Raw genomic sequence first — 14,352 nt, 5'->3', positions numbered from 1 at the left:
CGAGCTCGACGATCGCCGACCTCGCCGCCGCCCCGGAAGAACGCTACCGAGGATGAAACCGCTGCTCTCGCAGCGGAGGTCTTGTCCTTCCGGATGCAGCAGGTTCACGTCCAGTCGCGAAGCCCAATGCGCTGGCGTTCAGCCTTCCCGGGGCGTGGAGAGACACACTCCGACGTACGTCAGACCATGCTCTTGGTGTGCCAGACCGTCTTGATCTCGGTGAAGGCTCCGATGCGCTCGGGCGATGCGATGACCGCGCCAGGTGCCAGCACTCGCTTGAGCGTCTCGGCCGCGGCGATCTGCATGTCGATCCACTCGAGGTCTCCAGCGCCTGCCAGATCGAGCGCGTTGACGTCCTGATGCGAGGCGAGCCACGGCGCCATCTCCGCCGGAGACCCGGTGAGCACGTTGACGACCCCTCCGGGCACATCGCTCGTGGCGAGCACCTCGGCGAGGCTGATGGCGGAGAGCGGGAACCGCTCGCTCGCGATCACGACGACCGCGTTTCCCGCCACCAGTGCGGGTGCGACGACCGACACGAGACCGAGGAGTGCGGAGTCCTGAGGCGCGACGATCGCGACCACACCGGTCGGCTCCGGCACCGAGATGTTGAAGTACGGCCCTGATACGGGGTTGGCGTTGCCCGCGACCTGCGAGTACTTGTCGCACCAGCCGGCGTACCAGACCCAGAGGTCGATCGCCTCGTCGACCTGCGCAGCGGCAGCGGATGACGAGACGCCCTCCTGCGCGGCGATCTCGTCGATGAACTGCGCACGGCGCCCTTCCAGCACCTCGGCGACCCGGTAGAGCACCTGACCGCGGTTATACGCGGTCGCACCCGACCAGCCCTTGACCGCGGCCCGCGCCGCGACGACGGCATCCCGCGCATCCTTGCGAGAGCCCTTCGCCGCGTTCGCGAGGAACGCGCCCTTGGCGGAGAGCACCTCGTAGGTGCGGCCGGACTCGCTGCGGGGGAAAGCCCCGCCGATGGCGAGCTTGTAGGTCTTCGGAACGGTCAATCGCTTGCTCATGCGGATGCCCCCTTCAGGTATGCGGTGAGACCCTGGCGTCCGCCTTCGCGGCCGTATCCGGACTCCTTGTATCCGCCGAACGGGCTCGACGGGTCGAATCGGTTGAAGGTGTTCGCCCAGATGACGCCCGCCCGCAGGCGGTCGGCCACGGCCAGAATGCGGGATCCCTTGTCCGACCAGATGCCCGCGGACAGACCGTACGGGGTGTTGTTCGCCTTCGCGATCGCCTCGGCCGGAGTGCGGAACGTGAGCACCGAGAGAACGGGTCCGAACACCTCGTCACGGGCGATCCTGTGCGACGCCTCGACGCCGGTGAAGATCGTCGGGGCGAACCAGAACCCCTTGTCGGGGATCGCGCAATCAGCGGTCCAGCGCTCCGCTCCCTCGACCTCGCCGATGTCGCTGAGCTCACGGATGCGCGCGAGCTGCGCCGCCGAGTTGATCGCGCCGATGTCGGTGTTCTTGTCGAGAGGGTCGCCGAGTCGCAGCGTCGACAGACGGTTCTTCAGTCGGTCGATGACCTCGTCGTGGATCGACTCCTGCACGAGCAGGCGGCTTCCGGCACAGCAGACGTGGCCCTGGTTGAAGAAGATGCCGTTGACGATGCCCTCGATGGCCTGATCGATCGGCGCGTCGTCGAACACGATGTTCGCCGCCTTGCCGCCCAGCTCGAGCGTGACCCTCTTGTCGGTTCCTGCGACCGCTCGGGCGATGTCGCGTCCGACTCCGGTCGAACCGGTGAACGCGACCTTGTCGACATCGGGGTGGCGCACGAGAGTCGCACCGGTCGCACCTGCGCCCGTCACGATGTTGACGACGCCGGCGGGAAGGTCGGCCTGCTGGAGGATCTCCGCGAAGATCAGCGCCGTCAGCGGCGTGGTCTCGGCGGGCTTGAGCACGATGGTGTTGCCGGCTGCCAGAGCGGGAGCGAGCTTCCACGCGAGCATCAGCAGCGGGAAGTTCCAGGGGATGATCTGCCCCGCGACGCCGAGCGCACGGGGGTTCGCGCCGAGGCCCGCGTGGTCGAGCTTGTCGGCCCAGCCCGCGTAGTAGAAGAACCAGGATGCGACCAGGGGAACGTCGACGTCGCGACTCTCCTTGATCGGCTTGCCGTTGTCGAGGCTCTCGGCGACGGCGAGCTCGCGGGCGCGCTCCTGCACGAGGCGTGCGATGCGGAACAGGTACTTGCCCCGATCGCGGCCGCTCATCTTCGACCAGGTCTTGTCGTAGGCACGACGCGCGGCGGCGACCGCACGGTCGATGTCCGCATCGTTCGCCGTGGCGATCTCGGCGATGCGGCTCTCATCGGCGGGAGAGATGGTCGTGAAGCTCGCTCCTGATCCGTCGACGAACTCGCCGTCGATGAACAGGCCGTAGCTGTCCTTGAGGTTCAGGACCGCCTTCGACTCCGGGGCCGGAGCGTATTCCAGGAATGACATGTGTGGGCTCCTAGTCGATCGTGACGTAGTCGGGGCCGGAGTAGTGGCCGGTGGTGAGCTTCTGACGCTGCAGAAGCACGTCGTTCAGAAGGCTCGAGGCGCCGAAGCGGAAGAGGTGCGGCTGGAGCCACTCCTCGCCCACGGTCTCGGCGACCGTGACGAGATACTTCACCGCGTCCTTGGACGCGCGGATGCCGCCCGCGGGCTTCACGCCGATGCGCTCGCCCGTGCCGCGGTGCCAGTCGCGCACCGTCTCGAGCATGAGCAGCGTGGTCGGAAGCGTCGCCGCCGGCTGCACCTTGCCCGTGGACGTCTTGATGAAGTCGCCACCGGCGAGGATGCCGAGCCACGAGGCGCGCTTGATGTTGTCGTAGGTGTTGAGCTCGCCGGTCTCGAGGATCACCTTGAGCGAGGCATACGAGCCGTCCGCGCGACGGCAGGCTTCCTTCACCTGGGCGATCTGGTCGTAGACGAGCCCGTATCGGCCCGAGAGGAAAGCGCCTCGGTCGATCACCATGTCGATCTCGTCCGCGCCTGCCGCGACTGCCTCTGCGGTGTCGGCGAGCTTGATCGCGAGCGACGAACGACCGCTCGGGAAGGCTGTGGCGACGGCTGCGACCGAGATCAGTCCGTCATCGGGGTCACCGTGCAGCGCACCGAGCGCTTCGACCGCGTCGCCCACCATGTCGCCGTACACGCACACGGCGGCGACCTTCGGAGTCGATGGATCTGCGGCATCCGGGTTCTTGGCCTTGGCCACGAGGGACCGCACCTTGCCCGGGGTGTCCGAGCCTTCGAGGGTCGTGAGGTCGATCAGCTTGATGATCGTGTCGAGAGCCCAGGCCTTCGAGGTGGTCTTGATCGACCGCGTGCCGAGCCCGGCAGCGCGCTGCTCCAGGCCGACGGCGTCGACACCGGGCAGTCCGTGCAGGAATCGGCGGAGCGTGGCGTCATCCGGCTCACCGCCGAGAACGTCCACCGCCGTCCTGCGGCTGAGTTCTTGGGTCGTCATCGTTCCTCCAACAATGCTCGTGCTGTGGTCTCATCTGTCACCAGAACGCTGCACAGGCCGCTGGTGACGACTGTGCGCGCGATGTCATGTTTCGCGTCACCGGCGGTGACGAAGATCGAGCGCTTCGCTGCGCGCAGGCGCCCTAGGTCGACTCCGACCGTACGGGCGTCGAGCTGCGGGTCGACGATGTTGCCGTCGGCGTCGATGTAGCGCCCCAGGACATCGCCCACGGCACCTCGACGCGCGAGCTCCTCGACATCGGATGCCGACAGGTAGCCGTTCTCGACGTGCGCGGAAGACGCATCGCACGGGCCCGCGGTGAACAGGAACGCCTGCGCTTCGGCTGCCTCGACGAGAACGGCCGCGACGGTGCGGTCCGCTTCGATCGCCTGCTTGGTCTCGACGCGCTCGAGGATCGCCGGGCTCGGCAGGAGGGACACGTGTCCGGATGCCCGTTGGGCGATCGTGACGGCGAGGCCCGCGGCTCCACCGGAGCGMCGGTTGAGGCTCACTCCCCCGTTGAGCTGCACGACCGTCACGCCTGTCGCCCAGCCGTCCGGCAGCGATTCGGCCACGGCACGCAGAGTGCGCCCCCAGCTGACGCCGAGAGTGCGCGGCACAGGCCGCATCGCGGTGAGGTAGTCGGCTGCGGCCTGAGCGACGCGCTCGAGTGTTCCGTCATCGCCGTCCGGAGAGGGAACGACCACCGCGGCCGCGAGTCCGTGACGTTCGACGAGCTGGCGTTCGAGTCCGAGCCGGCGCGCACGCGGGTGCACGATCTCGATCCGGACGATGCCACGCTCCCGGGCCTGAGTGAGAAGCCGTCCCACCTTCCAGCGGGAGAGCTTGAGGAGGGCGCCGATCTCGTCCTGTGTCTTGTCCTCGTCGTAGTACAGCTCGGCGACGCGGACCATGATCAGTTCCTCTTCCATGGCATCCTCCTTCCTCCCCCAGCTTACGACGGCATCACCGTTCGCGCACCCATCTGCTCATATGAGCACTTTCGACGAAATCGTCGCACATTCGCCGGAGACGACGAAAGGACGCCGACCCCGAGGGGTCGACGTCCTTCTCCATGCCGGATGCCTACATGCGCTTGCGCGAAGTGAGCACCTGGTCGACGATGCCGTAGTCCAGCGCCTCGGCGGCGGACAGGATCTTGTCGCGATCGATGTCGCGGTTGACCTGCTCGACGGACTTGCCGGTGTGGCGAGCCATCGTCTCTTCGAGCCAGGTACGCATGCGGAGGATCTCCGCAGCCTGGATCTCGATGTCGGATGCCTGGCCGTGTCCGGCCTCGCCCATCGCCGGCTGGTGCATGAGCACGCGGGCGTTGGGCAGGGCGAGACGCTTGCCCGGGTGCCCGCCTGCGAGCAGAACCGAGGCGGCCGAAGCGGCCTGACCGAGCACCACTGTCTGGATCTGCGGCGCGACGTACTGCATCGTGTCGTAGATGGCCGTCATCGCGGTGAAGGAACCACCGGGCGAGTTGATGTACATCGTGATGTCACGCTCGGAGTCCTGGCTCTCGAGAACGAGAAGCTGGGCCATCACGTCGTCAGCCGACGCGTCGTCGACCTGCACGCCGAGGAAGATCACGCGATCTTCGAACAGCTTGTTGTAGGGATCCTGGCGCTTGAAGCCGTAAGCCGTGCGCTCCTCGAACTGAGGGAGCACGTAGCGGCTGGAGGGCAGGTCGCCGGCAGAGCGGAAGGTGGGTGCGTACATGGGAGTCCTTTCGCTTTCCGTTACTTGATGTCCTGGTCGGTTCCGCCGCCGCCGACGACGTCGGTGGCCGAGTCGCGGATGTGGTCGACGAATCCGTATTCGAGCGCCTCATCGGCGGTGAACCAGCGGTCGCGGTCACCGTCTTCGTTGATCTGCTCGACCGACTTGCCGGTCTGTGCCGCCGTGATCTCGGCGAGGCGGTTCTTCATCGAGGTGATGAGCTGCGCCTGCGTCTGGATGTCGCTCGACGTGCCGCCGAAGCCGCCGTGCGGCTGGTGCAGCAGCACGCGGGCATTGGGCGTGATGTACCGCTTGCCCTTCGTTCCTGCCGTCAGCAGCAGCTGACCCATCGATGCGGCCATGCCGATTCCGACGGTGACGATGTCGTTCGGGACGAACTGCATCGTGTCGTAGATCGCCATGCCCGCGGTGATCGATCCGCCGGGCGAGTTGATGTACAGGTAGATGTCCTTCTCGGAGTCCTCTGCGGCGAGAAGGAGGATCTTCGCGCAGATCTCGTTCGCATTGTCGTCGCGCACCTCCGATCCCAGCCAGATGATGCGGTCCTTCAACAGTCGGTCGAAGACGCTCGTAGCGAGGAGGGGTTCTGCAGCCATGTCAGCTCCTGATTCCGTGTTTCAGTGATTCGAATCTACCGGCGACAACGCAGCGCTCAGGCCGTGTTCGCCGTCGGCATATCAGGCGTCGAGTTCCGCGATCTCGTGTGCGTACGCGGTCATCGAGCGGTGGTAGCGCGGGAGGTGCGGCACGAGTGCCAGCAGCGCCACCGAAAGTCCCTGCGCCGGCTTTCCCGAACTCGCCAGGATCAGCGCATGCACTGTCGCCACGGCATCCCGGTAGGGCCCGTCGGCAGACCGCTCCTGCTCCGCGAGGATCACGGCGAGAGCGTCGTCGTAGGCGCAGAGGTTGCGCAGCGAGCTCGCGAGCTGGATGACGCACTGCGGGCGATGCTCGTCGTCGAGTCCGAGAGCGAGAGCATGCCTGTAGAGCTCCACGGCCTCGGCGGGACGCCCAGCGGAGTCCCTCGCGCCCGCACGTTCGAACTGCGCTCGCGCGTCGTTGAGCCCGCGTTCGGCGGCCAGCGCGTCGATCCGCGCGATCGTCTCCTCGCCGACTTCTTCACCCGATGCGTCGTCCCACACCTCATCGATGCGTTCGTCCCAGGTCTTCATCATGTCCTCGCTCTCGGGGTGTCGTCTTCCACGAGAAAGGGGCGGATGCCGCAGCATCCGCCCCTTTCATCGAGATCGTGTTCGATCACTCAGCCTTGTCGGCCGCCTTCTTGGCCGGAGCCTTCTTGGCGGCGGGCTTCTTCGCAGCCGGCTTCTCAGCGGCCTCTGCGTCGTCGGCCTTCTTCGCGGGAGCCTTCTTCGCAGCGGGCTTCTTCGCAGCCGGCTTCTCAGCGGCGTCGGCGTCGTCTGCCTTCTTCGCAGCGGCCTTCTTCGCAGGAGCCTTCTTGGCCGGCTTCTCGTCAGCAGCGGCGTCGGCCTCAGCCTCGGCCTCGTCGTCGGTCACGACGAAGTCAGACAGGTCGACAGGCTTGCCGTTGGTGTCGACGACCTTGACCTTGCCGAGCGCGATGGCGAGGGCCTTGTTGCGGGCGACCTCACCGACGAGCGCGGGAAGCTGGTTGGACGACTGCAGAGCCTCGACGAACTCCTGCGGAGCCATGCCGTACTGCGATGCGGACTGGATGAGGTACTGCGAGAGCTCCTCCTGCGAGACCTGCACGTCGGCCTGCTCGGCGATCGTGTCGAGCAGCACCTGCGTGCGGAACTGCTTCTCGCTGGCCTCGGTCACCTCGGCGCGGTGCACGTCGTCTTCGAGGCGGTTCTCGCCCTCGAGGTGGTTGTGCACCTCGTCCTCGATGAGCTTCGGCGGCACCGGGATGTCGATCTGCTCGAGGAGCGTCTCGACGAGCTTGTCGCGCGCTGCGGAGCCCTGCGCGAACATGCCCTGCTGCGAGACCCGCTCGGCGAGGCTCGCACGGAGCTCGGCGATCGTGTCGAACTCGCTGGCGATCTGCGCGAAGTCGTCGTCGGCCTCGGGAAGCTCGCGCTCCTTGACAGCCTTCACGGTCACGGCGACCTCGGCCTCGGAGCCGGCGTGGTCGCCGCCGACGAGCGCAGAGCGGAACGTGGTGTCCTCACCCGCGGTGAGCGACTCGATCGCGTCGTCGATGCCCTCGAGCAGCTCGCCCGAGCCGACCTCGTAGGACACGCCCTCTGCGCGGTCGATCTCGGCGCCGTCGATCGTCGCGACGAGGTCCAGCTCGACGAAGTCACCCTTCGCTGCCGGGCGGTCGACGGGAACGAGCGTGCCGAAACGGGCGCGCAAGTTCTCGAGCTCGGCGTCGAGCGCCGCGTCGTCAGCCTCGACGGCGTCGACGGTGACCGTGATGCCGTCGTACGACGGAAGCTCGATCTCGGGACGGACGTCCACCTCGATGTCGACGAGCAGGTCGCCCGAGAAGTCCTTCTCGTTGGGCCACTGCGTGATGTCGGCGGCCGGACGCCCGACGACGCGGAGCTTGTGCTCGACGGTCGCGTCGCGGAAGAACTTGTCGAGGCCCTCGTTGACCGCGTGCTCGATGACCGCACCGCGTCCGATGCGCTGATCGATGATCGGAGCGGGGACCTTGCCCTTGCGGAAGCCGGGGATCTGCACGTCCTGAGCGATGTGCTCATACGCGTGCGCGATGCTGGGCTTGAGGTCGTCGGGGGTGACCGTGATGCTGAGCTTGACCCGGGTCGGGGTCAGCTTCTCGACGGTGCTGTTCGCCATTCTGGTGTGCTCTCCTTGTGATTTCCGCGCTGAATCGCGGCTGTCAGGCCGTTGAAGCCATGTCGGGGCGACAGGAGTTGAACCTGCGACCTCCCGCTCCCAAAGCGGGCGCTCTACCAAACTGAGCTACGCCCCGGGGAATCCGCTTGCAGATTCAGCCCCACCGAGTCTAACGGACACGAGCACCCGCATGAGTCCGCTATGATCGATGAGTCGGCACAGTCCTCCCGGACCTCGCCGACATCGGGGCTGTAGCTTAGTGGTAAAGCCTCTGTCTTCCAAACAGATGATGCGAGTTCGATTCTCGTCAGCCCCTCATTCCACGAAGGCCCCCGCGATCAGCGGGGGCCTTCGTTCTTCCCCGGGATTTCTCCTCTCAGGCGGCGCACTCATTAGAGTCGTGGTACGCCGGTTCYCCACGGAGGTCTCCACAGAATGCCTGCTCCCGTCGATGTGGCCTCCTCCGCGATCGGAGGCCACGCGCTCCCTGCGCGCTTCGCCAGCGTGCCGGAAGCGGCACCGAGAAGGCGCAGGCGACGCCCCACGCTGATCCTGGGCGCGGTCGCGGCGACGGTCGCCGCAGTGACGGTGGGGCKTCTCCAGATCACCGCCAGCCTCGGCTACGACGAGGCTCGCACCGAGTTCGACGCCAGCCTGGCCACGACCGCGAGCACAGGAGAGGCACTTCAGCAGGAGCTCGACGCGCTCGCGTCGACCCTCGGCGTCGCCGACCTGCTCGTGCAGACCGACTCCGGCGTGCTCGTCGCTCCAGCGGCCCGCGAAACACTGTCGACCGCCGCGACCGATGCCCGCGAGGTCGTGACTCCCGCGGAGGATCTTCTCGACCACGACCTGCCGACCGCAGATGAGAAACCCGGCATCTTCTGGCAGCTCTTCGCGGCGTCCGGCGAACTGGCCGCGCAGACGCGCGATCTCGACGATCTGGCAGCCGACCTCGACAGCATGATGCCCCCGCTGACCACCGCCGGCACGTCCGTGACCGAGGCCGGCGCGGCCGTCCTCCATTCTGCGGCCGATTCCGCACCGGCATTCGAGTCCGCGCATCTCTCGGCGAAGAACGATGCAGTGATCGCACTGCGCGACGCGGCATCGCGAGCATCCGGCACAGAACGCCTCGACGCGTCAGCCGTCGAGACACTCGTGTCACTGCAGGATGCAGCGGCGCAGGTCGTTGCGACCGAACAGGCCGAGCTCGCCGAGAAGGCCGGGCCCCTGCAGACCGCACGGACGGAGATCGAGGCTTTCGCTCGCTCACTCGCGCCCGGGGTGCTGCTCGAGTTCGACTGGAATCAGATCGTCAACAACGCCGGCTACAACGGCAGCATGGGAGGCCTCACCACCTGGTGGTGGGACGACCCCGATCGCGCGGCCATCGAACTGTCGAACTCGGTCGCGGAGCAGTGGCCTGCCGACCGCAGCAAAGCGCTCGTCGCCCACGAGGTCGGCCATGCGATCAGCGTGAAGTGCGAGGACATGTACGACTCGTCGACCCAGGACAGCATCGAGAAGTGGGCCACCGCCTGGGCGATCAGCATGGGCTTCACCGACGACGCCAACGGCGTCTGGGCCTACGGGTACCCGCCCCAGTCCTACATCGACGCCGCGTATGGATGCCGGTGAGCACGCCCGCTCGATACGAGAGAAGCCGCCGCGATCGGATCGCGGCGGCTTCTGTCATGAGTTCAGATCGAGGTCACTGACCTCGACGCTCACGGAGCTGGGTGAGCGCGTCTTCGAGAAGCTGGACGGCTTCTGCGTCGGTGCGACGCTCCTTCACATACGCGAGGTGGGTCTTGTACGGCTCCGGTTTCGCGAGTGCGGGCGGGTTCGCCTTGTCTCGTCCGGCCGGCAGACCTGACTGGGGGTGGTCGATCGTCTCGGGGATCTCCTCTTCCGGGAGTCCCGCGGCGAAGTAGCGGACCGTCTCGTTGCCGAGGCCGTCCCAGTACGAGACCGCGATGCGGTCGGCGTGGTAGCCGTGGTCCTGCTCGCCCATGGGGCCGGAACCGACACGGGTTCCTCGGATCGCATTGCCGCCGGTAGCCATCAGATCACCTCGAACTTCGTGATGAGGCCGAGCGCCACGATCGCCACGAACCACGCCAGGGCGAGGACCACGGTGAAGCGGTTGAGATTGCGCTCAGCGAGACCCGACGAGCCGACAGCCGACGTCATTCCGCCACCGAACATGTCGGAGAGGCCGCCACCGCGACCCTTGTGGAGGAGGATGAGGAGAGTCAGCAGGACGCTGGTTATGCCCAGCACCACCTGCAGGACGAACTCGAGAATTTCCACGAGGAAGAGCCTTTCGCTGGGGCAGGATTGCCCCGGTAACGGTCAAGTATACGGTGCGGCGGGGCCGGAGCCCCGCCACACTCACACGCCTACGTGCTTCTCGAAGCGGATGATCGCAGCGAACTCGTCGACCACGAGGCTCGCGCCTCCGACCAGTGCGCCGTCGACATCGGGCTCACGCATGAAGCTGGCGATGTTGGCCGCCTTGACCGATCCGCCGTACAGGATCCGGGTGCGCGCGGCAGCGTCGTCACCGAGGACCTTGGCGATCACCGCGCGCAGCGCGGCGCAGACATCCTGTGCCTGCTGCGGCGTGGCCGCCTGTCCGGAGCCGATGGCCCAGACGGGCTCGTACGCCACAACGATGTCGGCATCCTTCGAGAGCCCCTGAAGAGCGACCTCGAGCTGACCGGCCGGAACCGCGCTCGCGCCGAACTTCTCCAGGTCTTCGGCCGTCTCGCCGACGCAGATGACCGGCGAGAGGCCGTGCTTGAGCGCTGCCTTCGTCTTGGCCGCCACGACGTCGTCCGACTCCGCGTGGTATTCGCGGCGCTCGGAGTGACCGATGATGACGTACTTCGCGTCGAGCTTCGCCAGGAACGCTCCCGACACCTCACCGGTGTACGCACCGGAGTCGTGTGCCGAGAGGTCCTGCGCACCCAGCGCGAACGGGATCTTGTCTGCGTCGATCAGCGTCTGCACGCTGCGGATGTCGGTGAAGGGCGGGAAAACCGCGACCTCGACCGATCCGTCCTCGTGCTTGGCATCCTTGAGAGTCCAGTGCAGCTTCTGCACGAACGCGACCGCCTGCAGGTGGTCGAGGTTCATCTTCCAGTTTCCCGCGATCAGCGGGGTACGGGCCCTGTTCGGCGTAGCCGACGATCGGGAATTGTTTTCTAGGCCCATCCGAGCACCTCCAGGCCGGGTAGTTTCTTGCCCTCGAGGAACTCGAGGCTGGCGCCGCCGCCGGTCGAGATGTGACCGAACTGGTCGTCGGCGAAGCCGAGCTGACGCACGGCCGCGGCCGAGTCACCGCCGCCGACGACGCTGAGGCCGTCTACCTCGGTGAGCGCCTGCGCGACGGTCTTGGTGCCGCCGGCGAACGCCGGGAACTCGAACACGCCCATCGGACCGTTCCAGAACACCGTCTTCGATTCGCGGATGACCTCCGCGAATCGCGCCGCAGTCTCGGGACCGATGTCCAGGCCGATTCCGGCAGCACCGAACGCCGTGTCCTCGATCGCGTCCGCAGCCGTCACCTCGTGGTCGGCATCCGCCGAGAACGAGGAGGCGACGACCACGTCGGTCGGGAGCACGAGCTCCACGCCGCGCTTCTCGGCCTCGGCGATGTAGCCGCGCACCGTCTCGAGCTGATCCTCTTCGAGGAGGCTGGAGGCCACGGCGTGGCCCTGCGCCTTCAGGAAGGTGAACAGCATGCCGCCGCCGACGAGGATGCGATCCACGCGAGGCAGCAGGTGCGAGATGACGCCGAGCTTGTCGCTCACCTTCGACCCGCCGAGCACGACCGCGTACGGGCGCTCGGGGTTCTCGGTGAGACGGTCGAGCACGTCGAGCTCTGTCGCGATCAGCAGACCGGCAGCGGAGGGCAGCAGCTCGGCGAGGTCGTAGACGCTCGCCTGCTTGCGATGCACGACGCCGAATCCATCGGAGACGAGCACGTCACCGAGCTCTGCGAGCTGAGCCGCGAAGGCGCCGCGCTCGGCATCGTCCTTCGAGGTCTCCCCCGGGTTGAACCGCAGGTTCTCGATGACGACGATGTCGCCGTCCTCGAGCGAGGCCACGGCCTCCTGGGCCGACTCGCCGACGGTGTCGCGTGCGAACGCGACCGGCTTGCCGAGCAGCTCGGACAGTCGCTGGGCGACCGGCGCGAGGCTGTACTGCGGGTCGGGCGCACCGTCGGGGCGTCCGAGGTGCGAGCACACGATGACGCGGGCGCCCGCGTTGATCAGTGCGTTGAGGGTAGGCAACGAGGCGCGGACACGGCCATCGTCCGTGATGATCCCGTCCCGGAGGGGGACGTTGAGATCACAACGGACGATGACGCGCTTGCCCTCGAGCGAACCCAGTGAATCCAGGGTGCGCAGAGTCATGGGAGGTGTCTCAGAGACGCTCGGCCACGTACTCGGTCAGGTCGACGAGACGGTTGGAGTAGCCCCACTCGTTGTCGTACCAGCTGGAGACCTTGACCAGGTTGCCGCTGACGTTGGTCAGGGTCGCGTCGAAGATCGACGAGTGCGGGTTGTGCACGATGTCGCTCGAGACGATCTGGTCTTCGTTGTACTGCAGGAAGCCGGCGAGGCGACCGTCGGCAGCAGCCTTCTTGTAGGCCTCGTTGACCTCCTCGACCGTGAGGTTCTCGCGGTCGGTGATCAGCGTCAGGTCGACGATCGAGCCGGTGGGAACCGGAACGCGGTACGACGAGCCGCTCAGCTTGCCCTGGAGCTCGGGCAGAACCTCGCCGATCGCCTTGGCTGCACCGGTGGAGGCCGGGGTGATGTTGATCGCAGCGGCGCGTGCACGACGCAGGTCGCTGTGCGGGCCGTCCTGCAGGTTCTGATCTGCGGTGTAGGCGTGAGCGGTCATCATGAAGCCGCGGTCGATGCCGAACGCGTCGTTGAAGACCTGGGCCAGCGGCGCGAGGCAGTTGGTCGTGCAGGAGGCGTTGGAGATGATGTGATCGGTCTCCGGGTTGTACGTGTCCTCGTTCACGCCCATGACGAAGGTGCCGTCGACACCGGTGCCGGGAGCTGAGATGAGCACCTTCTTGGCGCCCGCATCGATGTGCTTCTTGGCAGCCTCGGCCTTGGTGAAGAAGCCGGTCGACTCGATGACGATGTCGACGCCCAGCTCACCCCACGGAAGGTTGGCGGGATCGCGCTCTGCGAACGCCTTGATCGCCTTGCCGTTGACCGTGATGCTCTCGTCGTCGAAGCTGATGTCAGCGTCGAGGACGCCGCCCACAGAGTCGTACTTCAGAAGGTGGGCAAGGGTCTTGTTGTCGGTGAGGTCGTTGACCGCGACGATCTCGATGTCCGCTCCCTGCGCGAGAGCCGCGCGGAAGTAGTTGCGTCCGATGCGGCCGAAGCCGTTGATACCGATCTTGACAGACACTCAGGTCTCCCTGTTTCTCGTGCGCTGTGCGCAGCAAAAGTGCTTACGCGATGCGCGGGGGTTTTTGGCTGAGATGGCGTCCCGACGAGACTGGGCCCGTCGGGACGCGACCCGATTACGACAGTACCAGCAGGCCGTTCGTCTTCTCGCGGGCGACCTCGAAGCGCTGAGCGACGTTCTCCCAGTTGGCGATGTTCCACGCGGCCTTGACGTAGTCGGCCTTGACGTTGAGGTAGTCGAGGTAGAAGGCGTGCTCCCACATGTCGAGCTGGAACAGCGGCACGGTGCCCTGCGCCGTGTTCGACTGCTGGTCGAACAGCTGCTGGATGATCAGACGCTGGCCGATCGAGTCCCAGCTGAGCACCGACCAGCCGGAGCCCTGGATTCCGAGGGCGTTCGCGGTGAAGTGCGCCTGGAACTTCTCGAACGAGCCGAAGAACTCGTCGATGGCTGCCTTGAGCTCGCCCTCGGGCTGTCCGCCGCCGGTCGGCGAGAGGTTGGTCCAGAAGATCGAGTGGTTGACGTGACCGCCGAGGTTGAACGCGAGGTCCTTCTCGAGCTTGTTCACGTTGGCGAGGTTGCCGCTGTCACGGGCCTCGGCGAGCTGCTCGAGGGCGGTGTTCGCGCCGGCGACGTAGGTCGCGTGGTGCTTGTCATGGTGCAGCTCCATGATCTTGCCGCTGATGTGCGGCTCGAGGGCTGCGAAGTCGTAGGGAAGGTCGGGGAGCGTGTAGGTCGCCATGTCGCTTTCATCCAATCCGCGCCGCGCCGCGGCGCTTGCCGATCCTCTGCGCCGCCGAGGTGCGGCGTAGAGCGGACTTAACTCATCCTAGTGACGACAACGTGTCGCCGACCCTGATCCTTCCCCCATATGACGAAGCGAGGCGAC

At 66.5% G+C, this 14,352-nt stretch carries 15 protein-coding genes and 2 tRNA genes; 2 read left to right on the top strand and 15 right to left on the bottom strand.

Annotated elements, in window-relative coordinates; all coding sequences use genetic code 11:
* Positions 1–179: 179 nt before the first annotated feature.
* The 9 genes from AC04ME_RS06800 to AC04ME_RS06760 form a co-directional block, all read right to left on the bottom strand.
* Positions 180–1,031, bottom strand: a complete 852-nt coding sequence (locus AC04ME_RS06800) for an aldehyde dehydrogenase family protein (RefSeq protein ID WP_042540771.1) — start codon at positions 1,029–1,031, stop codon at positions 180–182.
* A complete protein-coding gene (locus tag AC04ME_RS06795; RefSeq protein WP_079113055.1) occupies positions 1,028–2,470 on the bottom strand; it encodes an aldehyde dehydrogenase family protein in 1,443 nt (480 codons plus the stop codon). Before AC04ME_RS06795 ends, AC04ME_RS06800 begins: the two co-directional genes overlap by 4 nt.
* 10 nt (positions 2,471–2,480) lie before the next feature.
* Positions 2,481–3,482, bottom strand: coding sequence for a deoxyribose-phosphate aldolase (gene deoC, locus AC04ME_RS06790; RefSeq protein WP_079113056.1), 1,002 nt, complete (start codon positions 3,480–3,482; stop codon positions 2,481–2,483).
* A complete protein-coding gene (locus tag AC04ME_RS06785; protein ID WP_042540773.1) occupies positions 3,479–4,414 on the bottom strand; it encodes a sugar-binding transcriptional regulator in 936 nt (311 codons plus the stop codon). The genes deoC and AC04ME_RS06785 overlap by 4 nt, the downstream gene beginning before the upstream one ends.
* Positions 4,415–4,568: 154 nt before the next feature.
* Complete coding sequence (locus AC04ME_RS06780) at positions 4,569–5,210, bottom strand: ATP-dependent Clp protease proteolytic subunit (RefSeq protein ID WP_042540774.1); 642 nt, start codon at positions 5,208–5,210, stop codon at positions 4,569–4,571.
* A 20-nt stretch (positions 5,211–5,230) separates the two neighbouring features.
* Positions 5,231–5,827: an ATP-dependent Clp protease proteolytic subunit gene (locus AC04ME_RS06775; RefSeq protein ID WP_042540775.1), complete on the bottom strand. Its 597-nt coding sequence runs from the start codon at positions 5,825–5,827 to the stop codon at positions 5,231–5,233.
* A gap of 81 nt (positions 5,828–5,908) precedes the next feature.
* The gene (locus AC04ME_RS06770) at positions 5,909–6,406 is read right to left on the bottom strand and encodes a tetratricopeptide repeat protein (protein WP_475434228.1); all 498 of its coding nucleotides are present in this window, start codon (positions 6,404–6,406) and stop codon (positions 5,909–5,911) included.
* Positions 6,407–6,488: 82 nt separating this feature from the next.
* Positions 6,489–8,015, bottom strand: coding sequence for a trigger factor (gene tig, locus AC04ME_RS06765; protein ID WP_475434226.1), 1,527 nt, complete (start codon positions 8,013–8,015; stop codon positions 6,489–6,491).
* A 62-nt stretch (positions 8,016–8,077) separates the two neighbouring features.
* Positions 8,078–8,151, bottom strand: a tRNA-Pro gene (locus AC04ME_RS06760).
* 109 nt (positions 8,152–8,260) lie between these two features.
* On the opposite strand from AC04ME_RS06760, the gene AC04ME_RS06755 reads away from it, so the two are divergent.
* Positions 8,261–8,331: transfer RNA gene (locus AC04ME_RS06755), tRNA-Gly, on the top strand.
* 119 nt (positions 8,332–8,450) lie between these two features.
* On the top strand, positions 8,451–9,656 hold the full coding sequence (locus AC04ME_RS06750; protein WP_475434224.1) for a hypothetical protein: 1,206 nt from the start codon (positions 8,451–8,453) through the stop codon (positions 9,654–9,656).
* Positions 9,657–9,729: 73 nt separating this feature from the next.
* On the opposite strand, the gene AC04ME_RS06745 is transcribed toward AC04ME_RS06750, so the two are convergent.
* The 6 genes from AC04ME_RS06745 to AC04ME_RS06720 form a co-directional block, all read right to left on the bottom strand.
* Complete coding sequence (locus AC04ME_RS06745; protein ID WP_042540778.1) at positions 9,730–10,083, bottom strand: RNA polymerase-binding protein RbpA; 354 nt, start codon at positions 10,081–10,083, stop codon at positions 9,730–9,732.
* Positions 10,083–10,331 (bottom strand): preprotein translocase subunit SecG, encoded by a 249-nt coding sequence (gene secG, locus AC04ME_RS06740; RefSeq protein WP_042540779.1) that lies wholly within the window; start codon positions 10,329–10,331, stop codon positions 10,083–10,085. Before secG ends, AC04ME_RS06745 begins: the two co-directional genes overlap by 1 nt.
* An 81-nt stretch (positions 10,332–10,412) precedes the next feature.
* A complete protein-coding gene (gene tpiA, locus AC04ME_RS06735) occupies positions 10,413–11,237 on the bottom strand; it encodes a triose-phosphate isomerase (RefSeq protein WP_042540780.1) in 825 nt (274 codons plus the stop codon).
* Complete coding sequence (locus AC04ME_RS06730; protein ID WP_042540781.1) at positions 11,228–12,442, bottom strand: phosphoglycerate kinase; 1,215 nt, start codon at positions 12,440–12,442, stop codon at positions 11,228–11,230. The genes tpiA and AC04ME_RS06730 overlap by 10 nt, the downstream gene beginning before the upstream one ends.
* Before the next feature lie 10 nt (positions 12,443–12,452).
* Positions 12,453–13,463 carry a type I glyceraldehyde-3-phosphate dehydrogenase gene (gene gap / locus AC04ME_RS06725; protein WP_042540782.1) on the bottom strand — a complete coding sequence of 337 codons (1,011 nt, stop codon included), beginning with the start codon at positions 13,461–13,463 and terminating at the stop codon, positions 12,453–12,455.
* A gap of 115 nt (positions 13,464–13,578) precedes the next feature.
* Complete coding sequence (locus tag AC04ME_RS06720) at positions 13,579–14,205, bottom strand: superoxide dismutase (RefSeq protein ID WP_042540783.1); 627 nt, start codon at positions 14,203–14,205, stop codon at positions 13,579–13,581.
* Positions 14,206–14,352 lie beyond the last annotated feature (147 nt).

Source organism: Microbacterium sp. LjRoot205, from assembly GCF_056175745.1.
The sequence above is the reverse complement of the archived record's forward strand: the minus strand, read 5'-3'. Positions and strand labels throughout refer to the sequence as shown.